This window comes from Lysinibacillus sp. GW823-FHT02G10, assembly GCF_058797135.1.
This window is the reverse complement of the sequence record NZ_JBXAJI010000002.1, coordinates 1-24,526: the sequence shown is the minus strand read 5'-3', so window position 1 is coordinate 24,526 and position 24,526 is coordinate 1. Positions and strand designations below refer to the sequence as shown.

Genomic DNA, 24,526 nt, shown 5'->3' with positions numbered 1-24,526 from the left:
GGGTCAGTATCATGTTAAAGTTTTTACCTCAGAAGATTCAAAATCTGTACGCTAATTAAAAACGTACAGATTTTTTAATTTTGGGTATATCAATGAGTGAAAAGGGTATGATAACAGCATAAATATAATGAAAAAGAAATTGTATAAAAGGATAAATTTGACCAATTTTGGATGTTGGCAAGACATATTTTATCCAATAGATACAGAAATGTCGAATTTGTTACAAACAAAGGAAAACTTAGCGAATAGGGCTTTTCGTTTCTTTGTTAATGAAGTACAATATTAGATGTTGACTGATTCTATATTATAATAGAAGTAGACTTAAAATGAGGAGGGGAAACTTATGAAAAACAATCCAGTCGTTCCTTACATCTTAATTCTGGCATTTGGTATTGGTCTTATTTTCTTCATGTCTTTACAAGGTGCAGATAACAAGAAAGAAATTGCTGCTGAACATGAGGGTGGTGGCGAAACTACTACAGAAACAACAGATGCAGAAGCTGATGGTTCAGCACTAGTACAATCTTGTATCGGTTGTCATGGTGGTGACTTAACTGGTAGTATGGGTCCAAATCTACATGGCTTAGATGAAGCACATATCGTAGAAGTTTTAACAAAGGGTATCGAAGGTACTCCAATGCAACCAAACATGAAAACTGAAGAGGAAGCAAAAGCAATCGCTGAATACATTTCTACTTTAGAATAGTAAAACTGACAAGTAGCTGTACTGAAATAGTACAGCTACTTTTTAGATTTAAAGCATGAAGATGGGGTTGTCCACATAGAAATGTGAGACAACTCCATTTGTTTTTTTTCACGACATCATCCATACTATTAATGGACTCTATTGAAGATAGGCGGTATAAAAATGAACGCACAAAAACTTTCAAAGCGATTAGAAGCAGTAGCGAAATTTGTTCCTACAGGAGCAGTCATGGCGGATATTGGTAGTGACCATGCCTATCTACCATGCTATTTAATTCACAAAGGGACTGCCTCATATGCCATAGCAGGGGAAGTTGTAAAAGGACCTTATGAATCGGCGGTAGGACAAGTACAGAAGGAAAACTTAACTGAAAAAATTACAGTACGCCTTGCAGACGGTTTAGCAGCGATAGAAGAAGCTGACCATGTGGATACGGTGACAATAGCTGGCATGGGTGGACCATTAATTGTTTCCATTCTAGAGAAGCATCCAGAAAAGCTTCAAGGTGTCACACGTCTAATCCTACAACCGAATATTCACGCCAAGGTTATCCGTGAGTGGGCTTTAGCACATCAATGGGCGATTCTTGATGAAGAGATTTTAGAGGAAGATGATAAAATCTATGAAATCCTTGTGTTACAAAGAGGGCAAATGGAGCTCTCTACAGCCGAGATTTTGTTTGGACCTAAGCTAAGCCTGCGTAAATCACCAGCATTTACGAAAAAATGGTTGCGTGAAAAAGACAATTGGCAACGTGTACTACAATCCATTGAAGGAGCAGAACAAACACCTGAAATTGAAGAAAAGCGTGCAGAGTTAACGGCTCTGATACATTTAGTAGAAGGAGTTTTGTAAGATGAAAACGGTAAATGGCCAAGAAGTTATTCAAGTGTTCGAAGCATGGTCACCCAAAAAACTAGCTTGTATGGACAATGATCCAATTGGACTAGCGATAGGGACCCTCAACAAACCTGTAAGTAAAGTTTTGGTGACGTTAGATGTCACTGAAGCCGTGGCAAATGAGGCAATAGAAAAAGGCTGTGAGCTGATTATCGCACATCATCCACCAATCTTTAGACGCCTAGCGAATATCCGCACAGATCATCCAGCAGGGCGCTTATATGAAAAGCTCATTAAACACGATATTGCTGTATATGCCGCTCATACAAATTTAGATGTAGCCGAAGGTGGGGTAAATGATTTATTAGCAGATGCCCTACAGCTAAAAAACCGTTCAATATTAGAAGAAACGTATGCTGAGAATTTGTTGAAGCTGGCAGTCTTTATACCAACTGCTAATGCACAAGCATTACGTGAGGCGCTTGCAAAAGCTGGGGCGGGTCGTATTGGCGACTATGAAGCATGTAGTTATACAACGACTGGAGAAGGTCGGTTCCGTGCATTAGCAGGAGCTAATCCGTTCGTTGGCTCTGTTAGTGAATTACATGTGGAGGAAGAAGTAAAGGTAGAAGTTGTTTTTCCTGAATCCATTAAAGGCCGCGTGTTAAAGGCCATGCTTACTAGCCATCCTTATGAGGAGCCTGCCTATGATGTGATACGTCTTGAGCAGCAAACAAATGTGATGGGATTAGGGCGTGTAGGTTACTTAACAAAGGACATGACGTTACAACAATTTGCTGAATTCGTTAAACAGCAACTAGATGTGCCAGCTGTGCGTGTAGTGGGTGATTTACAATCGAAGGTCAGCAAGGTTGCGCTTGTTGGTGGAGATGGTAATAAATATATCTATGCGGCAAAACGTGCAGGAGCTGATGTTTTCTTAACAGGCGATATGTACTTCCATACAGCTCAGGACGCACAAGCCATTGATCTGCAAATAGTAGATCCTGGTCATCATGTAGAAAAGGTAATGATTGCAGGAGTAGCAAAAAAAATGGCTGAACTATGTGAGGATAAAAAATACTTGGTTGAATTCATCCAATCAACGATCCATACAGAACCATTTTTATTTGTATAAGTGAGGGAACTAATATGGCTAATGAAAGACCAGCTGGTAATAAAGCAGGCAAGCTATGGATCATGATTGGTTTATTCATCGTTGTTTTTGGTATTGGTATGACGGTGATGACCAATATGGTCAATGATAAGAAAATCGATGCAATGACACAGCAATGTGAAGATGATGGTGGACAAGCAATTGTAGCAAAGGAGAAAAACTTTTTATCCACTAGCTACTCATTTGAATGTAAACAATGAGATGGGGCTGAACGCTAGCAGTACTAGTGTTTCAGCCTTTTTGAATGCAAGGAATCTATGAACAGTGATAAGATGTAGATAAAATTGATTAACAGAAGTGGAGAGAGTTGTCTTGTTTATTCGTTTATCTAAAGATCAGCAGGAAATGATTCTTGCTGATATTCAACGTTTTTTTTATAATCAGCGTGATGAAGACATTAGTGAATTTGAAGCTGAACGTATGTTAGATTTTATCAAGGAGCATATTGCCCCCTATATTTATAATGCTGCCTTGTCAGATGCCAAGTATGTTGTGGAAAGACAATACGCCTCTATTGAAGAGGAATTAGAGGCATTGGAGCAGCCCATTAAAACAAAATAATCCTCTTTATCCCTCTAGATTAAATATTTGACAGGAAAGAATGGTTGATGATACCTTAATCTTGAATTAGAGATAATTCAATTCTAACTATTCAGAGCTAATTAACGGGTGATGAATAAAGGGATATTTTTCTGACCAAAATGGTTACGAGTGGCGAACACGTACGATAAACCGTGATGGAGTCACAAGAATGGATGATAAGAGGAGGCGTCATATGTTAAAAATCGGTATTATTTTAGGAAGTACGCGAGAAGGTCGTGTAAGCCCACAAGTTGGAGCTTGGGTAAAGGAAGTTGCGGAAAAACGTCGTGATGCGGAATATGAAATAATTGATATCGCTGAATTTAAATTACCATTTTTAGGGGAACCAGGTGGAGATACTTCTGGGGTAGCTGCATGGTCAGAAAAAGTAGCAGCTTGTGACGGCTTTGTCTTTATTGTTGCTGAGTACAATCACTCCATTACAGGTGCATTAAAAAATGCATTAGATTATTTACGAGTTGAATGGAACAATAAAGCTGCTGGTATCGTCTCTTATGGTTCTGTTGGAGGTGCGCGTGCAGCAGAGCATCTACGAGGAATTCTTGGAGAATTGCTAGTTGCAGATGTTCGAGTACATCCAGCATTATCATTATTTACTGATTTTGAAAACGGCTCTGTCTTTAAACCAAAAGAGGTGCAAGCAGATTCAGTTCATCAAATGTTAGATCAGCTTGTGCCATGGTCAACTGCTTTGAAAACAATTCGATCCTAAACTTAAAGCTTTGATTCAGACGGCCGCTTTCAGAAAGCGGTCGTTTTTTGATGAGGTAAAATCCATTAATGTTTGATTTCTTCAAGGACTTTTTCCTTTAAATCATTCTCCATCGAAGATAGTTTTACTGTATTGGTGAGGCGCTCTTTTAGTTCTTTATCTGTCATAATGCCACGTTCCTCTAAGATTTGTACAAGCAGATTTAATGTCAGTATATTTTTAATATCCGCTGCTTTTGATGCCATTTAAAACCCTCCATAATGATAGAATTACTACTTCTTAAGTGTACTACTTTTTGAGAAGCATGACACAGAAAGGACAAAACAAAGCAAATTTATTTCGCGTCCCGGAATATATAGGGAAAAATAAGCGATACAAATTCCATTATGAAAAGTGGAGATACTGTAGGGACACTGCATTTTAATATGAAAAGTATGTGCTGTTTCAAACTAGAAAAGCGAATATTGTAGTAAAAGGGGACATACCTTCCTATCAGGAGGGATTCAATGGGTAAACGGTTTGGGCTTGTCATCGGACTGTTGGTAGTCATTATATCTATGTTGGTCCTATTTGATAGATTTGCAGGAGAGAAAAGGTCAGAAGCAAATAAAGAGGCTCAATCGCTTATAACAAATGAAGAGTTGAGTCTGGCTCGATTGAAGGATAAGCTACTTGAAAAGTATGTCGGCATTGACGTTAAAACGACGGAAGAAAAGGAATTAGTAATCCAAGTTGTAGGCGGAGAAGACTATTTCCAGTCAATTAAAAAAGATATGGAATCCATAGCAAAAAATGCTTTAAAAACGTCTCCCTTAAAGGACTATCCCATAGTTTTTGAAAGATGGGAGTTTACCTCCTTGCTTGATAACAACAAGATAATGGGGGATGATATGAACCTTTTGATGGAAGATTTAATTGCGGGCTTAGAAGCTTTTGACGTATATGAATATTTAGTTATTGAAAATCGAACAACCATTACCATACAAACAACGATAAAGGGCGCTACGCATGAGGCACTTGAGTTAGCTTTAAGGATGGAAGAAGCCATCAAGAAGATTGTACAAGCAAAAGCATCACAAAATGCTTCCTATGTTATTAACATATTAAATGCCCAACGAGAAAAAATAAATTAGCTGTGTAGAAAAATAACATAGGATTAAGGCATCGAGATTTTAATGCTCGATGCCTTTGACATGTTTAAAGCAGCTATGTAGTTGTTGCAAAGAGAGCTTGATAAAGAGTTGCTAGGAGTGCAACAAAGCGCATATCATCCGCATGGAAAAGCTTAAACTGTATACCTATCTGTACTAGCTCAGTCTCAATAGAGCTTGCACTCGCAATCTTTTCATCATTGCAATATAAATAAGCAGTAGAGGTAAAATCCTTTTCAAAACGAAATTCTAAATCGTCCATTGTAAATGAATAAGAGGATTCTAATAATTGCACTGTTTTCCGTTGAATGGGTATCAAGCTGCCATCAGGCATAACAATTTGATGGCTGACTCCTTTTGTTAACAGGGTAGATTGTACTTGAAAAAGTGGTGCACCTAAAGTAGTTCGTGTCTCATAACGGTACGGTAATGTTTGCTGTGCAGCTACCAGCAAGACAGCATTCAGTACTTTACCAGCAGAGGTACGCTCCATTTTTTGAAGTACACATACTGTTTCGTTCTGTTCATTCACGATTGGAATATCAGTGAAGCTTTTAAAGCCCTTCGGATAGGTAAGTGTAAAAGTTGTCATAAAGAAACCTCCAGTCATTATTTATACGAGTAGGTAGTCGATGAGGTTTCAAGAAACTAGCTCTACGGTGTTTTTTATCTACTTGCCTCTTTATAAATAAAAGAACAGGCTGCTGAAGTAGCAAATTATTTCCGCTTTCAGCAGCCTGTTCATTTTATGACATTTGGGTATGACCGGATAGAGCACGCTTTTCCTGCTCTGTATCAAATTCTTTTTCCATTTTTGACACGACCACTGTAGCTACACCATTACCAATTAGATTTGTAACTGCACGTGCTTCTGACATGAAACGATCTACGCCGATTAAAAGGGCAATCCCCTCTACTGGGATCATCGGGAAGGCTGCTAATGTTGCTGCAAGTGTAATAAAGCCAGAGCCTGTTACACCAGCTGCCCCTTTAGAAGTAAGCATTAAGATGGCTAATAGCGTAATTTGATGCCAAACATCTAAATCCACACCATAGGCTTGCGCAATAAAGATAGCAGCCATTGATAAGTAAATGGATGTTCCATCTAAGTTAAATGAATAGCCTGTAGGAATCACCAGCCCAACCACTTGCTTTGAACAACCATAGTTTTCAAGCTTACGCATCATGGAAGGTAATGCAGATTCAGATGAAGATGTTCCGATAACGATAAAGATTTCATCTTTAATGTACTTGATAAATTTAAAAATACTAAAGCCAAAGTAATGGGTAATCAATCCAATGATCACAACAATAAAAATGAACATTGTAATGTAAACAGATAGCATTAAAAATCCTAAGTTTCCTAATGATTTAAGTCCAAAATTTCCGATTGTATAACTCATGGCACCAAACGCACCAATAGGAGAAATTTTCATCACCATGTTAACGATTTTAAAGAAAATATCTGCAACTTGCTCGAAAAATTTAATAACAGGTTTAGCTGGTTCTCCAATCGCCGCCGCAGCTAGTCCAAATAAAACAGCTGAGAACAAGACTGGTAATAATTCACCATTTGCTAAAGCACCAACTACATTTTCAGGAATAATTTGCATAATAAATGCACCTAAACCATGCTCTGCAGCCGCCGCGTCTGTATATTGTGAAACATCAGCACCGCTTGCTGCATCTGTATTAAAACCTTTACCTGGTTGAACAATATTGACAACGATTAAGCCAATTGCAAGGGCAAAAGTTGAAACAATTTCAAAATAAATTAAAGCTTTTCCACCAATTTTACCAACCTTTTTGACATCCCCCATGCTACCAATGCCGATTACGACTGTTAAGAAGATAATTGGTGCTATTAACATTTTAATAAGTTTAATAAATATATCCGCCAAGATTTTGAGCTTTGCCCCGAATTCTGGGAATGTTGCTCCGACGATAATCCCTAGTACAATGGCAATCAATACTTGTACTGTTAAGTTTTTAAAATTTATCCGCATATAGTTCTCCCCCTACAACATCTATGAATATTGTGTGAACGCTTTCATGTGGTTATCATAGCTGAAATTTTCCGACAATAGTGTTTATGACCGTAATGGTTGTATTGTTCATTTTGTTCATTCTGAGAGAAAGGGGTATTAAGGCTAGTAATATCAAGGGTTTTAAGCTGTTTTATAGTAGTTATGAGATTCGCGAATCTATTATAATACAATAGAAAAAATCCTTACGTTTTGTAAGGATTTTTCATTAATGAACAAAAGTATTAGGGATCAACGATTTTTTCAATCTCTGCTAAGATTTGATCGTTTTGAATATGGGCTCTATAAAAATCATAAACAGGTGCAAGTTGTTCCTTAAAGCGCTGTCTTTCTTGGGGACTCATTGTATACACATCAAAATCATCTAGCTGTTTCAACTTGTCCATATCTTGTTCATTCATAAGTTCAGCCTGCTCAAATTGCCAATCGGTTGTTTCTTTCATAGCATCCAACAACTGATGCTGAATTTTGATAGGTAGAGAATTCCAAAAGGTTTCATTCATTAACACAGCATAGCCTAAAATCCCATGCTGAGTGATAGTCATATGCTTTTGTACTTTGTAAAAACCCTTTGAATAGATATTAGAAGCGGTATTTTCTTGTGCGTCTATTGCATGCTTCTCTAAATCCGAAAAGACCTCACTAAAAGAAATAGGTATAGGTGTTGCTTTGACCACTTCAAATTGCTTTTCTAATGTTTTACTTGGCATCGTACGCACTCGTAAGCCCTGTAAATCTTCAAAAGTATGAATAGGCTGCTCAACAGAGGTTAGATGCTTAAACCCATTGTACCAAAAGCCAAGCCCTTTAATATGGAACGGCTCTAGCTCATTAACCAATTGTTCACCAATAGAACCCGTTAGGACTTCCTTTACTTCCTCATTTGTATTAAATAGAAAGGGTAAATCAAGCACCTGCCAATTAGGAACATAAGCCGTCATTTTAGAAAAAGTAGGGATGATCATTTCCACTTCTCCCTTTTGCAATGCCTGAAATTCATTTTCATCATTAAATAAAGAGGAGTTGGAGTAAACATGTACTTTGACCTTCCCGTTTGTTTTTTCTTCTACTAGCTCAGCAAATTTGTTGGCAGCTTGGCCTTTAGGGGTATTTTCAGCGACGACATGACTTAAATGAATTGTTATCTGTGTGTCTAAACCCTTTTGCTCATCATCATAGGGAAGTGGCTTGGCGAATAGTAATCCTTGTTGAACACTGATAGTGAGGATTAACACAAGCACAGTTATAATCGTACCAATAATAAATTTTTTCATTGTATACACCCAATTAATTCGTATTTTCTGATGTTTTTGTTATTCTAACATATGGAGTAAGCTAAAATATAGTAGGAGGGAGGCGGTCAGTTGAAATTTCAGAAGTTATCCATGCAGAGAAAAATTATGTCTCTGACTTTTTTTATTCTCATGCTTTCCTTTAGCATTGGCGGTACTTTTTTGTTAGGTTTTGTCATGAATGAGCAAAAGACCAAACTAAGTGATCAGGCACTCCTTGTAGCAAAAACCGTCTCTCAGCTTCCTGAAATAAAAACATATATTGCTAGTGAAAATTACTATGATGCCGTACAGCATATTAATCCTGTTGTAGAGGAAATCCGTGATATCAATGGGGCAAAATATATTGTTGTTCTTGATATGCAACGACGAAAATATTCCCATCCAAATAGCCAGGAACTTGGTCGAATATCTCAATCTGGAGATTTAAACGCCGCTTTTTCAGAGCATTACTATACGTCGATTGCACGTGGAGAACACGGTAATATGGTTCGTGCGTTTGTCCCGATTATGAACCATGAAGGACAACAAATAGGTGTTACAGTAGTAGGGTACAGTGTTCTTACGGTAGTGGAGTTACTGCAAACAATGCAAACCGAACTAATGGTTACTGTACTACTATCGTTACTATTTAGTGTATGGGGAGCACGAACATTGGGGCTTCATATGAAAAAGCAAATGTTTGGGTTAGAGCCGCATGAAATTGCCAAAATGTATGTAGAACGTACAGAAACGTTTAATGCCATGCACGAAGGCATCATTGCTATCGATAATGATTTGACCATTACGATTTTTAATGAAAAAGCCTGTGATATCTTAGGCGTTTATGAAAAACCCTCTACATTGATTGGACAGAAAATCTTTCATGTCTTGCCAGATACACGACTTCCTGAAATTTTAGAGCTGGATCAGCCGTTATTTAATCGTGAGCTGTATATTAATAATCATAGTATTATGAGTAATCGAATTCCGATACAGGTTAATGGCGAAACTGTTGGGGCAGTGGCCATGTTTAAAGACCGTACGGAAGTGAAAAAGCTTGCCGAAGAATTAACAGGCGTTAGAGCATTTGTCCAAGCCCTTCGTGTACAAACACATGAACATAAAAATAAACTGCATACGATAGCGGGTCTTTTACAGCTAGGTCATCATGAACAGGCACTTTCTTACTTAACACAAGTGAAGGAAGAGCATGATGAAATCACTAACTTTTTAAACGAACGAATAAAAAATGAAAATATTTCTGGGCTATTGCTCAGTAAAATTTCCTATGCGAAGGAACAAGGAATTCGATTGGAAATTGACCGTGAAAGCCGATTTACATCATTTCCAGCTAATTTGGATCATCATGATTTCGTCATTCTCTTTGGTAATTTGATAGAAAATGCGTTTGATGCATTAAAGGATGTACAGGTCGAGGAGAAGGTGATTCATGTTTCTGTGGATGAAGATGATGACGTATTAGCCATATTAGTAACCGATAATGGTGTTGGCATGACGGAAGAGGTCAAGCAGCACATTTTTGATAATGGTTATTCTACAAAAGAGAAAAACTACCGTGGAATAGGGTTATTTTTAATAAAGGAAATTGTCGAAAAAGGGCAGGGTGACATCGAAGTCATCAGTGAGCCTAACAAAGGAACAAGTTTTTTAATCACCTTTTATTATTCATAATGGATGGAGGGCTAGCAGTGGCACAGATTAGAGTATTATTAATTGAGGATGATCCAATGGTACGAGAGGTAAATCGTCAATTTATTGAAAAGGTAGAGCATTTTCAAGTGGTTGGACAGGCACCTAATGGGTTAGAAGGCATTACGCAAATTTGTCAACTGAAGCCTGATTTAGTTTTTATGGATATTTTTATGCCAGAGCAAGATGGTATTACAAGCTTACGCAAAATACGTGAGCTCGATTTACCAGTAGATGTTATTACCGTGACGGCCGCAAATGATATGGAGACAGTGAAACAGATACTGCATCTAGGTGTTTTTGATTATATTATGAAGCCTTTTTCTTTTGAACGTGTTAAAGGGACACTTGACAATTATTTACGCTTTAACAAGCAAACTCAAACAGAACGAGAGCTCACACAGGGAGAATTAGATCAGTTATTTCATTATCGTGATGGACAAACCATGTTGGATCAATCTGTTACATTGAAATCCGAAAAAAATCTCCCAAAAGGTTTTAATCGTACAACACTTGAAAAAGTTGTGCACTTTTTACAATCGGTGGATGGTGCCTCAGCGGAAGAAGTAGCCAGTGGAATTGGCATTGCCCGCGTAACAGCTAGAAGATATTTAGATTACCTTGAAAAACAAGAGGAAATCACAATGGATGTCCATTATGGTGGCATTGGTCGTCCTATAAACTATTACTTTAGTAAATAAAGAAAATCCTGATTGTCATAATAACAATCAGGATTTTTTGTGATTAACTAATAGGGCATGATTTTATCAACAGGTGTTGGTGTCTTAATCTTTGGCAGAATTTTATCTAGTGTTACTGTACGCTTAATCTCGTGTGTAGATGGATCATTTTCATCAAATTGATCAAGGAAGTTAATAACCTCTTTTACAATTGGTGTTGGCGTAGAAGCACCTGCTGTTACAGCAACGATGTTGATACCTTTTAACCATTCTACTTTTAGCTCTGAAACATCTGCAATTCGATAGGATGGTGTTCCTGCAATTTCTACAGAAACTTGTGTTAAGCGGTTCGAGTTATTGGATTTAGGATCACCTACAACAATAAGTAAATCCGCTTCACCTGCTTGCTGTGCAACAGCCTCTTGACGTACTTGTGTAGCTAAACAGATCTCTTTGTGTACCTCAATATGTGGGAATTTTTCTTTTAAACTATCCATTAAATGGGCGACATCCCATTGGCTCATTGTCGTTTGATTTGTGACAAGTAATTTATCATTCGTTAATTGTAAAGCATCAATATCGTTAGAAGACTGTACTAAGTGGACATGATCTGGGGCAACGCCAATAGCACCCTCTGGTTCGGGATGTCCTTTTTTACCAATATAAATAATGTCATAGCCTTCTGCTGATTTTTCACGAATTAAATCGTGGGTAACTGTTACATCAGGACATGTAGCATCAATGGACACTAAGCCTTTTCGCTTCGCAATCTCACGAATTTCCGGTGAAACACCATGTGCTGTAAAAATGACAGTACCTGTTTCAACTTGTTCAATAATTTCTAGGCGGTTATCACCATCTAACGTGATGATCCCATCCTCTTCAAACGCATCTGTGACGTGTTTATTATGCACAATCATCCCTAAGATGTAGATAGGTCTTGGTAATGTTTTATCAAGTGCGGCGTTACGAGCGATCACCATCGCATCCACAACACCGTAGCAATAGCCACGTGGATTAATTTTTAATACTTGCATGGTGGTTGTGACTCCTTTCAAGCTTACCTATCTACATTATAACGGACAGTGACAGTGAATACAAAGAAACGTTCATTTACATTGGTGGTTGGAAAATACGTGGTTTAGATGGAAGTGGCTCGGGAGGCGTAAATGATGCACTTTGCCTAGATGACCGTCTACTTCCAGCAGCCTTACTATCGCTTCCTGCTGCTTCTGTTGCTCCACCGCCAGCGGAAGGAAGTCCTTGGAATCCTTTATACAATTTTAAAAGTGATGGAATATTTTTCACCATCGGCATAGCTTGTTGGATATAAGGGGTATAGGTTTTGGCTGTATTAAATAAACTGTTGGCTTGCTGTAAAAATGAACCGACTTTCGAAGCTTCTTGCACAGGTGGCATCGGCATTTGCCCTCCAAATGAACCTATTCCATTAGCCATTGGAAAGCCGCCTGGAATTCGTGGTTGAACAGGGAAGCCTCCAGGCGGGAAAAAGGACTGTGGCGACATCTGTGGAGGTGTTTGCATGGGCATGGGCATTCTCATGCCACCCGGATACATTGGGTATGGATAAGGTGGTCGAAATACCATAATGATCTCCTTTCTACTTGTTTTTCATTGATGACATACCTGACTATAGCTATGATATGCAAAGGCTAATAGGAGGGTTCAATAAAGCTACATAAAAGCAAAATGTAATATGGAATTTGTAAAGTAGAAGTCCAAATACAGCTAGACCTTAGGCTCCATATTCATTCATCCTCTTCATGATAGCGAAGCATTCGGTAGCCTACCCGTACATGTGTCTGAATAAGTTTGGGCTGTGCTGGATTAACTTCTATTTTTTTTCGAAGTGTAGCCATAAAAACTCGTAAACTTGGAACATCTGATTGAAGAGCGTTTTGCCAGATTTCCTTTAAAATATAATTATGTGTTAGAACTTTCCCAACATTTTTGGATAAAACAATTAAAAGTTTATATTCAATCGGCGTCACATGTATTTCTTTTCCATTTACAAATACTGTATGATCAACATAATTAATTTGAAGATAACCATTTGTGAAAATGGGATTCTCTTTTTCAAGTGGTTGTTCATAGGCCATTCTTCTTAAGGCAACCCGAATTCTTGCTAATAATTCTTCCACACTAAATGGCTTTGTTACATAATCATCTGCACCTGCATCCAAAGCATTAATTTTATCATGTTCTTCTCCACGAGCACTTACGACAATAATTGGTGTTTGATTCCAACTTCTAATTTTTGTGATTAGTTCTACGCCATCTATGTCTGGTAGACCTAAATCTAAAATAAAAACGTCAGGTTTTATGGTAAGAGCCTTTTGAAGGGCACTATTACCATCACGTGCAATGTCGAATTCATAATGGTTTGTCGCTAATGTCATTTTAATTAAATTGGCAATTGCTACATCGTCCTCAACTACTAGAATTCTTTTACTCATCAAATTTCATTACTCCTTTTTTCAGCGAAAAGTTAAAAATCGTTCCTTGTGGTTTATTATCTGAAACGTTTATGCTACTACCATGTAATTTTAAAATTGTTTGACAGAGTGCTAAGCCTAAACCAAGACCACGTCTACTATCACTGCGTTGTACTTTTCCAGTTGTAAATGGTTCAAACAAGCTACTTTTTAAAGCGTCATCGATTCCAGGCCCATTATCAGAAATACTAAAACTTACGAATCCATCTGATTCTTTCACTATGATCGTAATGGCACTACCTGGTGGGGTGTAAGTCAATGCATTATCGATAATATTAATGAAAACTTGTATGATGAGTCGAGCATCCATTAAAGCAAATAAAAACTCAGGTTTAATTTCATAAGATATTTTATGTGTATTGTTTTGACGAATAACATGGGAAAGTGCCTCTTGAATAATATCTTCTACTAGTTCAATTTGCATTTCTAACGCAAATTGCCCATCCTCTAACTTAGATACAGCTAGTAAATTTTCAACCATTTGTACAAGCCATTTTGAATTTTTATAAATATCTTCATACAATTTATTTTTTTCAATCTCTGGTATTAGTGGTGCATTGTTGAGTAAGATATCTGCATTTCCAGAGATAGCAGTGAGTGGTGTCCTAAGGTCATGAGAGATTGCACGTAAAAGGTTAGCTCGCATCTGTTCCATTTCAGCTTCTCGCGCTACTTCCTCATTAAGTTTCTGTAAATACCATTTATCCAAAGCGAATGAAAAATCATTAATAATGGCGTGCAAAATATTGCGCTCAAATGCAGGCAATGGGGAGACTTTAGATAGGGCAATACCTATAACACCCTTCACATCTCCATTAGAAATAACAGGTATATAATAAGCGTTCACTTCAGGAAAGATGTCTGTAGATACACCTGCTACATGCCTATTATTTGTAACCCAACTAACAACACCACATTCATTTGGATTATCGAAAAGTACAGCTATTTTTTGATTTTCACTACTAGACATTGTTTCAGTACGAAAGAAAGATGATTTCTCAATTACCTGGTTATTTATTTCGAAAAATTGTACAGGCTTTTCTACTAATTTAACAATTTGAGACATGCCTTCAACTATTATTTCTTCAATAGACTTAGCATGTTGAAGCCTACGATTTGTTTCAAGGAGCACCTCCATTCGATAAGATTTACGAATGGCTATAATGGTTTGCTCCTTTATCTTTTTTGTTAAGCTACTCGTAATTACGCCAGAGATAAACATGATAAAAAATGTCATTGGATAGTCACGATGATAAGCATCAAATGAAAATCGAGGCTCTGTAAAAAAGTAATTAAAAAGTAAGACAGCAATAATGGAGTTAATAATACTCATCATCGATCCAGTTGACCAAATAGCAAGGATGAGGACCCCTAAAATGTAAATTGTAATGATGTTTGACTCGCTTATACCTATTGAATATAGATACAAGCCGACAATTGATATGAAGCAAAATACGATAAACATTTTGAACAAATCAAGCCATTCAAATGATAATTTATTACTTATAATAGGAAAATAAAATGGTTCATTTTCTTGATCTGGTACTATGTGTAGGGCTAAGTTCGGAACAAATTCATTCAGGCGGTCACTTATTTTTGTGCTTGGTCGCCACCATTTTTTCCTCATACTTGTTCGTCCGATAACAAGTTTCGTGACCCCACTAATTTGAGCATAATTAGCAAGGGCTGCTGCTACGTCGTCTTCTTGAACGATGACGACATGGCCGCCAAGCTGTTCCACAAGTTTAATGTGTTGTTGTAATCGTTCTGAATTTGCACTACTTCCTTCTTGCTCCTGCAGGTTTTGTACATAAAGAGCAGTAAATTTACCGTGTAATGCTTGTGCAAGTCTTGCAGTGGTTCTAATAACTTTTGCATTTGTAGGAGAACTACTGATACCAACTAGTAGGTGTTCTTCAATTTGTACAGGGTGTTTGACAGATTCATGGTTGTTTATTTGTTTATAGTTGATTGTATCCGCTGCTCTACGTAATGCAATTTCTCGTAATGATACTAAATTTTGTTTGCGGAAAAAAGAATGCAGTGCTTTTTCCGCTTGTTGTTTTGCATAAACTTTACCTTCTTGTAGGCGTTGTATTAGTTCATCTGGTTCAATGTCTACAACTTTTATTTGAGATGCTTGATCAATTAAGTAATCAGGGATACGCTCTCGTACTTTAATGTCAGTAATTTCTTCTACTAAGTCATGAAGGCTTTCAATATGTTGAATATTTACAGTTGTATAAACATGAATCCCCTTTGACAGTAGTTCTTCAACATCTCCAAAACGCTTCTTGTGCCGCATTGTTGGAACATTGGAATGTGCCAATTCATCGATAAGAACAATTTCTGGCTTGCGCTGCAATACGGCATCAATATCTAATTCATAAAAAGCTTTTCCTCTATAGGTTATTTTTTTCGTCGGAATTTGCTCTAGCCCTTCTAGTAAAGCTAACGTATCTGGACGAGGATGTTGTTCTACATAGCCAACCACCACATCTTTACCTAATTTTTGAGCTTGATGTGCTGCATCTAACATTGCGTAAGTTTTACCTACTCCAGCAGCATAACCGAGAAAGATTTTTAAATTCCCTAAAATTTGTTGCTCCTGTTGAAGTCTTGCTAAAAACATCTCAGGAGTTGGACGTGTATTTTCCATCCTCGTTCACCTCATTTGTATTATAGCGTTAACTCCCATTAAGAAAGTATAAAGATTTTGCCTCTTTATGCTTTCTTAATAGAAAAGTAGATTTCCTAACACTACATTAATTTGAAAGTCAGTATGATGAGAACAACCTAAATGAAGGAGGGGTATTTTATTGATGGACTTTTATATGGTTGTATTGTTACTGATAAGCTTCGGAAGTCTTTTGTCATTAACTACATGGTGCTTCAAACTAGTGGATGAGCAATAAGGAGGAGATAGGAATGTGGATTTTTATCGGGATTGTACTTGTATTCTTGTTTGGTTATCTAGGGCATGCATTACTTTGTCCTGAAAATTATTAAAGGCTGTTAGGAGGTAATGCACTATGTGGCAAATAGCCATAGTATTAATTATTTATTTACCGCTCGTTATCTTAACTGGGCATTATCTATATCGGGTAACATTACATCAAAAAACATGGCTTGATCCTATTTTAGACAAAGTTGATGCAGTAATTTATAAATTGTGTGGCATTAAACAAGTAGATATGAATGGTAAAGAATATGTACTTTCATTAATACTTACAAATGCAATTATGGTTTTTATTGGATATTTTTTGTTGCGCATTCAATCATTCCTGTTTTTAAATCCAAATAATATTAGCAATATGGAAGCTACACTTTCATTTAACACGATTATTTCTTTTATAACCAATACAAATCTTCAACATTATAGCGGTGAATCTGGACTCAGTTATTTATCACAGATGCTAGTCATTATCTTCATGATGTTTACATCTGCAGCTACTGGTTATGCAGCTTGTATGGCGTTTTGTCGTCGCCTTGTTGCGAAAACAGATACTATTGGGAATTTCTTTATTGATTTTGTTCGTGTTATTACGCGTATTTTAATGCCTATCTCCATCATTGTTGCCATTATTTTAGTATCTCAAGGGACACCACAAACCTTAAGTGCAAATAAAACAGTACAAACGATCGAAGGAAAATTACAAGATATTGCACTTGGACCTGTTGCTTCTCTAGAATCGATTAAGCATATAGGTACGAATGGTGGGGGCTTTAACGGAGCCAATTCAACAACACCTTTTGAAAATCCAACCGTTCTCTCAAATATAGTGGAGATGTTATCGATGATGCTATTGCCGGGCGCTTGTGTAGTTGCCTTTAGTTTGATGATTGCTTATAGAAAAAAGAAAACTATTTTTGGAAAACAAGGTTTAGCTATTTTTGCAGCAATGAGTATATTGTTTCTACTCGGATTAGTGACTGTGTACATAGCAGAGAAGGCTGGTAATCCAATTATAAGTGAACTCGGTATAACACAGGAGCTAGGGAGCATGGAAGGAAAAGAAATGCGTTTTGGAGTAGTACAATCAGCATTATTTACCACTGTCACTACTGCGTTTACAACAGGATCTGTTAACAATATGCACGATACATTGACGCCTCTTGGGGGTCTAGTACCGATGTTTAATATGATGCTAAATGTTGTGTTTGGTGGTAAAGGGGTCGGCCTGATGAACATGATGATGTATGTTCTACTAACAATTTTTATTGCCTGTTTAATGATTGGGCGATCTCCTCAGTTTTTAGGTAAAAAGATTGAAGAGAAAGAAATGAAATTAATTGCTCTATGCATTTTGATTCATCCGGCTATTATTTTGCTATTTTCAGCACTAGCAGTTGTAACACCAACAGGAATAGCAGGCATAACGAATCCAGGTGCTCACGGATTATCACAGGTTTTATATGAATTTGCTTCAGCCTCTGCCAACAACGGCTCAGGGTTCGAAGGGTTAGCAGATAATTCCACATTTTGGAACGTGACAACAGGACTTGCAATGTTCTTTGGACGATATTTAACCATTATCATTCAACTTGCGATTGCGTCACTACTTGCCAAAAAATTTTGGCACAGTGATTCAATAGGAACATTAAAAACGGATAATACTACTTTTACTTTTTTACTAGTGGCTATCGTTTTAATGATTGGTGCATTAACATTTTTACCAGCTTTAGCACTTGGTCCAATTACAGAGCATTTACAACTTTATTCTTAATGGAGGAGTGAGCATATGGAAACAGTAAGAAAGAGTTTTTTGACAAGTAAGATGCTGAAAAATGCAATGATAGACGCTTTAAAAAAGTTTAGTCCCACTTATATGCTAAAAAATCCTGTTATGTTTGTTGTAGAAGTAGGATTTTTGTTTGTGGTGCTATTAGTTCTTTTTCCAAATATGTTTGGGAGTGTAGTAGAAGAACATGCTCGATTATACAATGGAATAGTTGCTATCCTACTTTTTGTTACAATTCTATTTGCTAATTTTGCAGAGTCAATTGCAGAAGGAAGAGGTAAAGCACAAGTTCAAACTTTAAAAAAAACAAAGACAGTGACACAGGCTCGTGTGTTGCTTCATGATGGTACGGAAATCCTTAAACAGGCCAATGACCTTAAAAAAGGAGATATTGTATTAGTTCAAGCTGGAGAGGTAATTCCAAATGATGGGGAAGTCATTGATGGCATTGCTACTGTGGATGAATCGGCAATAACAGGTGAATCTGCCCCTGTTGTAAAAGAACGAGGTGGCGATTTTTCATCCGTTACGGGTGGTACGACGGTTACGAGTGATTGGTTGATGATTGAAATTACTTCATTGCCTGGCGAATCATTTCTGGATAAAATGATTACGCTAATTGAAGGGGCTAGCCGTAAGAAAACACCAAATGAAATAGCCCTTAATACACTTCTAGTAAGTTTAACAATTATCTTTCTGTTAGTGGTAGTGTCCCTCTATCCAATGACTATGTATTTGAATGTGCCAATTTCTATCGCAACATTAATAGCACTTACAGTTTGTTTAATTCCTACAACGATTGGTGGATTATTATCCGCAATTGGTATTGCAGGTATGGATAGGGTAACACAATTTAACGTCATCGCAATGTCTGGGAGAGCGGTGGAAGCCTGTGGAGATGTGGATACATTAATCTTAGATAAGACTGGCACGATAACATATGGCAATCGAATGGCAGCTGAGTTTCTACCAGTAAAAGGAATTGCCAGGGAAGAGTTAATGCAAGCTGCATGGCTTAGTTCTCTAACAGATGATACACCTGAGGGAAAATCTATCTTATCGCTTGCTTGCGAATTAGGGGTGAATACGGACGGTGAAAAAAGCATTATCCAGACAAGTAAACATATTCCCTTCACTGCACAAACACGAATGAGTGGCTTGGATAGGGTGGATGGCACAAAAATTCGAAAAGGTGCCTATGATACGATAAAAAGAGAGAGTTTGAAGGCAGGGTACAGTATTCCTTCAAATCTAGAGTTGCTGGTTCAACAAGTATCTACAGTAGGGGGGACGCCTCTGGTCGTAGCACTGAATGATAAAATTTTAGGCGTTATTTATCTAAAGGATATTGTCAAGGCTGGACTAAAGGAACGTTTTGAACAGCTTCGTGAAATGGGGATTAAAACCATTATGTGTACAGGAGATAATCCACTTACAGCAGCAGCCATTGCAAAGGAAGCTGGAGTAGATAGCTTTATCGCAGAAAGCAAACCTGAGGATAAGATTCAAGTCATTAAGGATGAACAGGCACAAGGGAAGGTAGTAGCAATGACTGGTGATGGTACAAATGATGCACCAGCGTTAGCGCAGGCCAATGTTGGTCTTGCAATGAATTCAGGTACAAATGCAGCAAAAGAAGCAGCTAATATGGTTGATTTAGATTCAAATCCAACTAAAATTATTGAAATTGTAGAGATAGGGAAGCAGCTTCTGATGACACGTGGCGCTTTAACAACATTTAGTATCGCTAACGATATAGCAAAATATTTTGCCATCATACCTGCTATGTTGATGGTGGCTGTACCTGAGATGAGCGCATTAAACATAATGAAACTTAATTCTTCAACAAGTGCGATTATTTCTGCCTTAATTTTTAATGCAGTCATTATTCCCTTGTTAATTCCAATTGCAATAAAGGGAGTAACGTATAAACCAATGAGTGCTACAAAACTTTTGAATAAAAATTTATTAGTCTATGGTATAGGTGGTATTATAGCTCCTTTTATTGGGATTAAGTTAATTGACATACTAGTTGGTCCACTATGCCGTAGTTTTGGGCTATAGGAGGAAGGTACATGCGAAAACTATTTATGAACTTAAAGCAAGCAATTCTTATTACAATAACAATGTTTATACTGTGTGGGCTAATCTACCCTTTTGCGGTGACTGCTTTAGCTCAAGGATTACTCCATCATCAAGCAAATGGTAGTTTACTAGAAATCAATGGTAAAGCTGTTGGTTCAGAACTGATCGGTCAATCCTTTTCAGCACCATCATATTTCTGGGGACGTGTTTCAGCCATTCATTATAATGTTTATACTGAGGATGATACGGTACCAGACAAAAATGGTCAGTTAAATTATAGTGGTGTGACTTCTGGAACTTTTAACTATGCACCATCTAATCCAGAATTGAAGAAGCGAATTGAAGCAGATATCAAGAAGTTTCTACATGCAAACCCAACAGTAAAACGCCAAGATATACCTGCAGATTTAATGACAGCTTCTGGCTCAGGGCTGGATCCACATATTAGTGTGAAGGCTGCAAACATTCAAGTGAAGCGCATTGCCCTAGCAAGCGGTCTTTCAGAAGAAGAGATTGAAAAAATCATTGAAGAAAATACGGAGAAACGAACACTAGGAATCTTTGGAGAAAATAAAGTGAACGTTCTAATGGCGAATTTAACTATCAAGAAAAAAATGGATAATAGACAAGAATAATAACTATAAAATCAGGTAGAGAAATGCTTTATTCTCTACCTGATCGTATTTTATGCTTGAGAATTTACAAGAATTTTAATATGATTACGTTCCTTCATTAATGCCTCAAAGCCTTCTGTTACCACCTCATCAAGAGCAATTCGTTTCGTAACAAGCTTGTCTGCAGGGAAGTAACCTTGGGTCATCAGCTCCATTACGGCTGGGAAAATATCGCGGTAGGCAATAATTCCTTTGACTGTTCGCTCTGATAGAACGATATTGTTCGGTTGGATAGCAGCTGTAGACTCCCAAATCGACACGATGATTGTTTCACCTTCAAAAGTTGTTGAGTCAATAGCTTGTTGTAATACCACAGGAACGCCCGTTACTTCAAAGGCAACATCTACACCACCATTTGTTAATTCATGTAGACGCGCAACGGCATCTTCCTCTTTAGGATTAATGACGGCTGTTGCACCAAGTTCTAAAGCTTTTGCGGCACGCTCTGCTGAAAGCTCTACAGCATAGATTTCTGATGCGCCCGCTGCACGTAATGCTTCAATGACAAGTAGCCCGATTGGTCCTGTTCCAAAGACGGCAGCTTTGTCACCGGCTTTTAATTTACTTTGACGCACAGCATGTAAAGCGACTGCTGCTGGTTCAACAAGTGCTCCTTGCTCATAAGAAAGCCCTTCTGGCATTTTGTGAACCATTTTTTCATCTACCATTGTATATTCGGAGAATCCTCCGCCACCGCCTGAAAGACCGTGGAAACCTAAATGTTTACAAATATTATATTTACCTTTTTTACAGGCAGCACATTCGCCACATGCAAGGATTGGTTCTACTACTACAGGATCACCGATTTTAACAGATGTAACACCATCGCCAATTTCAACTACTTCACCAGAAAATTCATGTCCCATTACAATAGGTGCTATGTCTTTACTTACATAGTGAGGTTGCTCCACTGGAATAAAGATTGGCCCAGCTGCGTATTCATGTAAATCACTGCCACAAATCCCTGTCCAATGTACTTTGATTTTTACTTTTCCAGGTGCGATGACTGGTTCTTCAATGTTTTCTACACGGATGTCTTTTGCTTTATACCATCTTGCTGCTTTCATAATCTACCAACCTCCCATAATATCTTACAGCTCTATCATAACATGTGGGGAATCTGCTAATCATTAGTTCCCTATAAATTGACATAAAAATTACATATTACAAGCGTTTTCGAACATTGTTACAGCGCTTTTTTGATTGCATATTCTGCGTATTTCAAGTACCTTTGATAAGGGCTTTGTTACGGTGATAATAAAACATTAAAAATATGTTTATGCTAGTAAGAAATAGGACGTAAATATACCTTAAAGTTCGAATCATGGTACAATGAAAAAGATGTTAGGAGGAACGAATGATGTCAAAATATACTGATTATAATTTTCAGCCATTTTTGCAGGACGCCATTGCAAATCTTGGCTTTACAGAACCGACACCAATTCAAAAAGAAATTATTCCGCTTTTATTAAAAGGGAAAAGTGCTATTGGACAGTCACATACAGGAACAGGGAAAACACATAGTTTTTTAATTCCAATTGTTCAACGTATTGATGTAGAAAAACAGGAAGTACAGGCCGTTATTACTTCTCCTACACGAGAGTTAGCACAGCAAATTTTTGATGCATTAAATCAATTAATAGAAGGAACAGCTATTCAAGCAAAACTATTTATTGGGGGTACGGACAAACAACGCTCCATTGATAAATTAAAAACACAGCCACAAATTGTTGTTGGAACACCAGGACGTATTCGTGACCTTGTTTCAGCACAAGCGTTATTTGTGCATACAGCACCAATTTTAGTTGTCGATGAAGCGGATCTAGCTTTTGATATGGGCTTCATTGAAGAGATTGATGGATTTGCTTCACAGATGCCCGAAAAGCTTGAAATGTATGTTTTTTCTGCAACAATACCAGAAAAACTTCAGCCATTTTTAAAGAAATATATGGAAGTGCCAGTGCATGTCCATATGAATGATAAACGACCAGTGGCAGAAGGCATCGATTTTGTACTTGTACCAGTGCGCTCAAAATCCCGTAATAAACGTTTATTAGAAGTCATTGAGGGCATTAATCCCTTTTTAGCTGTTATCTTTACCAACACGCGTAAGACAGCAGAACACGTTGCTGGCTACTTAAATGAGCATGGTATCCGTTGTGGCCAAATTCACGGTGATTTAAGTCCACGTGATCGTAAAAAAATGATGAAGCAAATCCGTGATCTTGACTACCAATACATTGTAGCAACTGACTTAGCTGCTCGTGGTATTGATATCCAAGGCATTTCTCATGTTATTAACTACGAGATTCCAGAAGACTTAGAATTCTTTATTCACCGCGTTGGTCGAACAGCGCGTGCAGGCAATAAAGGGACAGCCATTACTTTATTTGAGCCATCAGATGAGGATGCAGTAGTTCGCGTAGAAAAAATGGGCATTCCTTTTGTACAAAAAGATGTAAAAGATGGCGAATGGTCAGAGTTAAAAGAGCGTCATGCCCGTAAAAATCGTGTGAAGCAAGAGAATGAAATTGATGTGAAAGCAAAAGCGTTGGTACGTAAGCCTAAAAAGGTAAAACCTGGCTATAAACGTAATATGAAGTGGGAAATGGAAAAAATTAAAAAACGTGAACGTCGCTTAAAGGCACGCGGAAAAAAATAAGGGGGCTTTTACATGCTACTTGGCTCACATGTTTCGATGAGCGGGAAAGAAATGCTACTTGGCTCTAGTAAAGAGGCACTGTCATACGGAGCCAATACATTTATGATTTATACTGGAGCACCGCAAAATACACGTCGCAAAGCCATTGCTGACTTAAACATTATGAATGGACTCCTGCATATGAAAGAGCATGGGATGACCAATATTGTTGTACATGCACCTTACATTATTAATATTGGCAATACGGAAAAACCAGAAACATTCCGTCTCGGTGTAGATTTTCTACAATCGGAAATTGAACGTACTGCTGCACTGGAGGCAACGCAAATTGTTTTACACCCTGGTGCCCATGTAGGAGCTGGTGCTGATGCTGGTATTGCTAAAATTATTGAAGGTTTAAATGAGGTATTATCTCAGGACTATCCCGTTCAAATTGCATTAGAAACCATGGCAGGGAAGGGGACAGAATGTGGACGTTCCTTTGAAGAACTTGCTAAAATTATTGATGGTGTAACGAATAACGAGCGACTTTCTATATGCTTTGATACCTGTCATACACATGATGCTGGCTATAATATCGTGGAAGATTTTGATGGTGTATTAAACGAATTTGATAAAATTATAGGCGTGGAACGCATTAAAGTATTGCATATCAATGACTCCAAAAATGTGCGCGGTGCAGGTAAGGATCGTCACGAAAATATTGGCTTTGGTCATATTGGCTTTGATGCCCTTAACTATGTAGTACACCATCCACAATTAATGGATGTTCCTAAAATTTTAGAAACACCCTTTGTCCCTCTCAAGAGTGACGCTAAATCTAAGGTAGCTCCGTATAAAGTGGAAATCGATATGTTACGAAGTGGTACTTTTAAACCTGAGCATATTGAAGCTTTAAAAGGCTAACAGAAATAACCCGAAATCAGGCTAGTTCTGATTTCGGGCTTTT

The 24,526-nt window shown here is 37.7% G+C and carries 23 protein-coding genes; 14 read left to right on the top strand and 9 right to left on the bottom strand.

What is annotated here, in order from left to right; genetic code table 11:
* Nucleotides 1-343: 343 nt before the first annotated feature.
* From cccA to AC1RFD_RS10020, 6 genes are all read left to right on the top strand, one after another.
* Nucleotides 344-706: a cytochrome c550 gene (gene cccA / locus AC1RFD_RS10045; protein WP_016993532.1), complete on the top strand. Its 363-nt coding sequence runs from the start codon at nucleotides 344-346 to the stop codon at nucleotides 704-706.
* A 162-nt stretch (nucleotides 707-868) separates the two neighbouring features.
* Nucleotides 869-1,561, top strand: coding sequence for a tRNA (adenine(22)-N(1))-methyltransferase (locus AC1RFD_RS10040; protein WP_048392198.1), 693 nt, complete (start codon nucleotides 869-871; stop codon nucleotides 1,559-1,561).
* Nucleotide 1,562: 1 nt separating this feature from the next.
* Nucleotides 1,563-2,684 carry a Nif3-like dinuclear metal center hexameric protein gene (locus tag AC1RFD_RS10035; RefSeq protein ID WP_054550102.1) on the top strand — a complete coding sequence of 374 codons (1,122 nt, stop codon included), beginning with the start codon at nucleotides 1,563-1,565 and terminating at the stop codon, nucleotides 2,682-2,684.
* A gap of 14 nt (nucleotides 2,685-2,698) precedes the next feature.
* Nucleotides 2,699-2,923 (top strand): hypothetical protein, encoded by a 225-nt coding sequence (locus AC1RFD_RS10030; protein ID WP_048392200.1) that lies wholly within the window; start codon nucleotides 2,699-2,701, stop codon nucleotides 2,921-2,923.
* Between the two features lie 112 nt (nucleotides 2,924-3,035).
* Nucleotides 3,036-3,284, top strand: coding sequence for a DUF2164 domain-containing protein (locus tag AC1RFD_RS10025; protein ID WP_048392201.1), 249 nt, complete (start codon nucleotides 3,036-3,038; stop codon nucleotides 3,282-3,284).
* 214 nt (nucleotides 3,285-3,498) lie between these two features.
* A complete protein-coding gene (locus tag AC1RFD_RS10020; protein ID WP_048392202.1) occupies nucleotides 3,499-4,038 on the top strand; it encodes an NADPH-dependent FMN reductase in 540 nt (179 codons plus the stop codon).
* A gap of 65 nt (nucleotides 4,039-4,103) precedes the next feature.
* Here the strand turns inward: AC1RFD_RS10020 and AC1RFD_RS10015 are convergent, their stop codons facing one another.
* A complete protein-coding gene (locus AC1RFD_RS10015) occupies nucleotides 4,104-4,283 on the bottom strand; it encodes a hypothetical protein (RefSeq protein ID WP_054550103.1) in 180 nt (59 codons plus the stop codon).
* A gap of 261 nt (nucleotides 4,284-4,544) precedes the next feature.
* Here AC1RFD_RS10015 and AC1RFD_RS10010 point away from each other — a divergent pair, with 261 nt between their 5' ends.
* Nucleotides 4,545-5,171: a hypothetical protein gene (locus tag AC1RFD_RS10010; protein WP_048392204.1), complete on the top strand. Its 627-nt coding sequence runs from the start codon at nucleotides 4,545-4,547 to the stop codon at nucleotides 5,169-5,171.
* A gap of 73 nt (nucleotides 5,172-5,244) precedes the next feature.
* Here the strand turns inward: AC1RFD_RS10010 and AC1RFD_RS10005 are convergent, their stop codons facing one another.
* The 3 genes from AC1RFD_RS10005 to AC1RFD_RS09995 form a co-directional block, all read right to left on the bottom strand.
* Nucleotides 5,245-5,781 carry a tubby C-terminal domain-like protein gene (locus AC1RFD_RS10005; protein WP_048392205.1) on the bottom strand — a complete coding sequence of 179 codons (537 nt, stop codon included), beginning with the start codon at nucleotides 5,779-5,781 and terminating at the stop codon, nucleotides 5,245-5,247.
* Nucleotides 5,782-5,935: 154 nt separating this feature from the next.
* Complete coding sequence (locus tag AC1RFD_RS10000) at nucleotides 5,936-7,195, bottom strand: dicarboxylate/amino acid:cation symporter (protein WP_048392206.1); 1,260 nt, start codon at nucleotides 7,193-7,195, stop codon at nucleotides 5,936-5,938.
* A gap of 263 nt (nucleotides 7,196-7,458) precedes the next feature.
* A complete protein-coding gene (locus tag AC1RFD_RS09995; RefSeq protein ID WP_016993522.1) occupies nucleotides 7,459-8,508 on the bottom strand; it encodes a TRAP transporter substrate-binding protein in 1,050 nt (349 codons plus the stop codon).
* Between the two features lie 111 nt (nucleotides 8,509-8,619).
* On the opposite strand from AC1RFD_RS09995, the gene AC1RFD_RS09990 reads away from it, so the two are divergent.
* Both AC1RFD_RS09990 and AC1RFD_RS09985 read left to right on the top strand, forming a co-directional pair.
* Nucleotides 8,620-10,200, top strand: a complete 1,581-nt coding sequence (locus AC1RFD_RS09990) for an ATP-binding protein (protein WP_048392208.1) — start codon at nucleotides 8,620-8,622, stop codon at nucleotides 10,198-10,200.
* Between the two features lie 17 nt (nucleotides 10,201-10,217).
* The gene (locus AC1RFD_RS09985; protein WP_016993520.1) at nucleotides 10,218-10,919 is read left to right on the top strand and encodes a response regulator; all 702 of its coding nucleotides are present in this window, start codon (nucleotides 10,218-10,220) and stop codon (nucleotides 10,917-10,919) included.
* Nucleotides 10,920-10,966: 47 nt separating this feature from the next.
* Here AC1RFD_RS09985 and AC1RFD_RS09980 read toward each other — a convergent pair whose 3' ends face one another.
* From AC1RFD_RS09980 to AC1RFD_RS09965, 4 genes are all read right to left on the bottom strand, one after another.
* Nucleotides 10,967-11,935 carry a 4-hydroxy-3-methylbut-2-enyl diphosphate reductase gene (locus AC1RFD_RS09980; RefSeq protein ID WP_048392210.1) on the bottom strand — a complete coding sequence of 323 codons (969 nt, stop codon included), beginning with the start codon at nucleotides 11,933-11,935 and terminating at the stop codon, nucleotides 10,967-10,969.
* 76 nt (nucleotides 11,936-12,011) lie between these two features.
* A complete protein-coding gene (vrrA, locus tag AC1RFD_RS09975; RefSeq protein ID WP_004227219.1) occupies nucleotides 12,012-12,506 on the bottom strand; it encodes a VrrA/YqfQ family protein in 495 nt (164 codons plus the stop codon).
* Nucleotides 12,507-12,667: 161 nt separating this feature from the next.
* Nucleotides 12,668-13,375, bottom strand: a complete 708-nt coding sequence (locus AC1RFD_RS09970; RefSeq protein ID WP_004227221.1) for a response regulator transcription factor — start codon at nucleotides 13,373-13,375, stop codon at nucleotides 12,668-12,670.
* Nucleotides 13,368-16,073 (bottom strand): ATP-binding protein, encoded by a 2,706-nt coding sequence (locus AC1RFD_RS09965; RefSeq protein ID WP_054550104.1) that lies wholly within the window; start codon nucleotides 16,071-16,073, stop codon nucleotides 13,368-13,370. Before AC1RFD_RS09965 ends, AC1RFD_RS09970 begins: the two co-directional genes overlap by 8 nt.
* A 373-nt stretch (nucleotides 16,074-16,446) precedes the next feature.
* Here AC1RFD_RS09965 and kdpA point away from each other — a divergent pair, with 373 nt between their 5' ends.
* From kdpA to kdpC, 3 genes are read left to right on the top strand one after another with little or no spacing between them, the layout of a single operon-like run.
* A complete protein-coding gene (gene kdpA, locus AC1RFD_RS09960) occupies nucleotides 16,447-18,141 on the top strand; it encodes a potassium-transporting ATPase subunit KdpA (RefSeq protein ID WP_054550105.1) in 1,695 nt (564 codons plus the stop codon).
* A gap of 15 nt (nucleotides 18,142-18,156) precedes the next feature.
* A complete protein-coding gene (gene kdpB / locus AC1RFD_RS09955) occupies nucleotides 18,157-20,220 on the top strand; it encodes a potassium-transporting ATPase subunit KdpB (RefSeq protein ID WP_054550106.1) in 2,064 nt (687 codons plus the stop codon).
* A gap of 11 nt (nucleotides 20,221-20,231) precedes the next feature.
* Nucleotides 20,232-20,876 (top strand): potassium-transporting ATPase subunit KdpC, encoded by a 645-nt coding sequence (kdpC, locus tag AC1RFD_RS09950; protein WP_054550107.1) that lies wholly within the window; start codon nucleotides 20,232-20,234, stop codon nucleotides 20,874-20,876.
* A 50-nt stretch (nucleotides 20,877-20,926) separates the two neighbouring features.
* On the opposite strand, the gene AC1RFD_RS09945 is transcribed toward kdpC, so the two are convergent.
* Complete coding sequence (locus tag AC1RFD_RS09945) at nucleotides 20,927-21,982, bottom strand: 2,3-butanediol dehydrogenase (RefSeq protein ID WP_048392215.1); 1,056 nt, start codon at nucleotides 21,980-21,982, stop codon at nucleotides 20,927-20,929.
* Between the two features lie 293 nt (nucleotides 21,983-22,275).
* Between AC1RFD_RS09945 and AC1RFD_RS09940 the strand changes: the two genes are divergently transcribed.
* Both AC1RFD_RS09940 and AC1RFD_RS09935 read left to right on the top strand, forming a co-directional pair.
* Nucleotides 22,276-23,577 (top strand): DEAD/DEAH box helicase, encoded by a 1,302-nt coding sequence (locus tag AC1RFD_RS09940; RefSeq protein ID WP_269899004.1) that lies wholly within the window; start codon nucleotides 22,276-22,278, stop codon nucleotides 23,575-23,577.
* Between the two features lie 12 nt (nucleotides 23,578-23,589).
* Complete coding sequence (locus AC1RFD_RS09935; RefSeq protein ID WP_048392217.1) at nucleotides 23,590-24,483, top strand: deoxyribonuclease IV; 894 nt, start codon at nucleotides 23,590-23,592, stop codon at nucleotides 24,481-24,483.
* Nucleotides 24,484-24,526: the final 43 nt, after the last annotated feature.

Excerpts from the sequence above, each read along its gene's own strand:
- AC1RFD_RS09995 (WP_016993522.1), bottom strand. The coding sequence starts at position 8,508 with ATGAAAAAATTTATTATTGGTACGATTATAACTGTGCTTGTGTTAATC.
- AC1RFD_RS09935 (WP_048392217.1), top strand. The coding sequence starts at position 23,590 with ATGCTACTTGGCTCACATGTTTCGATGAGCGGGAAAGAAATGCTACTT.
- AC1RFD_RS10005 (WP_048392205.1), bottom strand. The coding sequence starts at position 5,781 with ATGACAACTTTTACACTTACCTATCCGAAGGGCTTTAAAAGCTTCACT.
- AC1RFD_RS10035 (WP_054550102.1), top strand. The coding sequence starts at position 1,563 with ATGAAAACGGTAAATGGCCAAGAAGTTATTCAAGTGTTCGAAGCATGG.
- AC1RFD_RS10020 (WP_048392202.1), top strand. The coding sequence starts at position 3,499 with ATGTTAAAAATCGGTATTATTTTAGGAAGTACGCGAGAAGGTCGTGTA.
- AC1RFD_RS10015 (WP_054550103.1), bottom strand. The coding sequence starts at position 4,283 with ATGGCATCAAAAGCAGCGGATATTAAAAATATACTGACATTAAATCTG.
- AC1RFD_RS09945 (WP_048392215.1), bottom strand. The coding sequence starts at position 21,982 with ATGAAAGCAGCAAGATGGTATAAAGCAAAAGACATCCGTGTAGAAAAC.
- kdpC (WP_054550107.1), top strand. The coding sequence starts at position 20,232 with ATGCGAAAACTATTTATGAACTTAAAGCAAGCAATTCTTATTACAATA.
- AC1RFD_RS09990 (WP_048392208.1), top strand. The coding sequence starts at position 8,620 with ATGCAGAGAAAAATTATGTCTCTGACTTTTTTTATTCTCATGCTTTCC.
- AC1RFD_RS10030 (WP_048392200.1), top strand. The coding sequence starts at position 2,699 with ATGGCTAATGAAAGACCAGCTGGTAATAAAGCAGGCAAGCTATGGATC.
- AC1RFD_RS10040 (WP_048392198.1), top strand. The coding sequence starts at position 869 with ATGAACGCACAAAAACTTTCAAAGCGATTAGAAGCAGTAGCGAAATTT.
- AC1RFD_RS09970 (WP_004227221.1), bottom strand. The coding sequence starts at position 13,375 with ATGAGTAAAAGAATTCTAGTAGTTGAGGACGATGTAGCAATTGCCAAT.
- cccA (WP_016993532.1), top strand. The coding sequence starts at position 344 with ATGAAAAACAATCCAGTCGTTCCTTACATCTTAATTCTGGCATTTGGT.
- AC1RFD_RS09980 (WP_048392210.1), bottom strand. The coding sequence starts at position 11,935 with ATGCAAGTATTAAAAATTAATCCACGTGGCTATTGCTACGGTGTTGTG.
- vrrA (WP_004227219.1), bottom strand. The coding sequence starts at position 12,506 with ATGGTATTTCGACCACCTTATCCATACCCAATGTATCCGGGTGGCATG.
- AC1RFD_RS10000 (WP_048392206.1), bottom strand. The coding sequence starts at position 7,195 with ATGCGGATAAATTTTAAAAACTTAACAGTACAAGTATTGATTGCCATT.
- AC1RFD_RS09940 (WP_269899004.1), top strand. The coding sequence starts at position 22,276 with ATGTCAAAATATACTGATTATAATTTTCAGCCATTTTTGCAGGACGCC.
- kdpA (WP_054550105.1), top strand. The coding sequence starts at position 16,447 with ATGTGGCAAATAGCCATAGTATTAATTATTTATTTACCGCTCGTTATC.
- kdpB (WP_054550106.1), top strand. The coding sequence starts at position 18,157 with ATGGAAACAGTAAGAAAGAGTTTTTTGACAAGTAAGATGCTGAAAAAT.
- AC1RFD_RS10010 (WP_048392204.1), top strand. The coding sequence starts at position 4,545 with ATGGGTAAACGGTTTGGGCTTGTCATCGGACTGTTGGTAGTCATTATA.
- AC1RFD_RS09965 (WP_054550104.1), bottom strand. The coding sequence starts at position 16,073 with ATGGAAAATACACGTCCAACTCCTGAGATGTTTTTAGCAAGACTTCAA.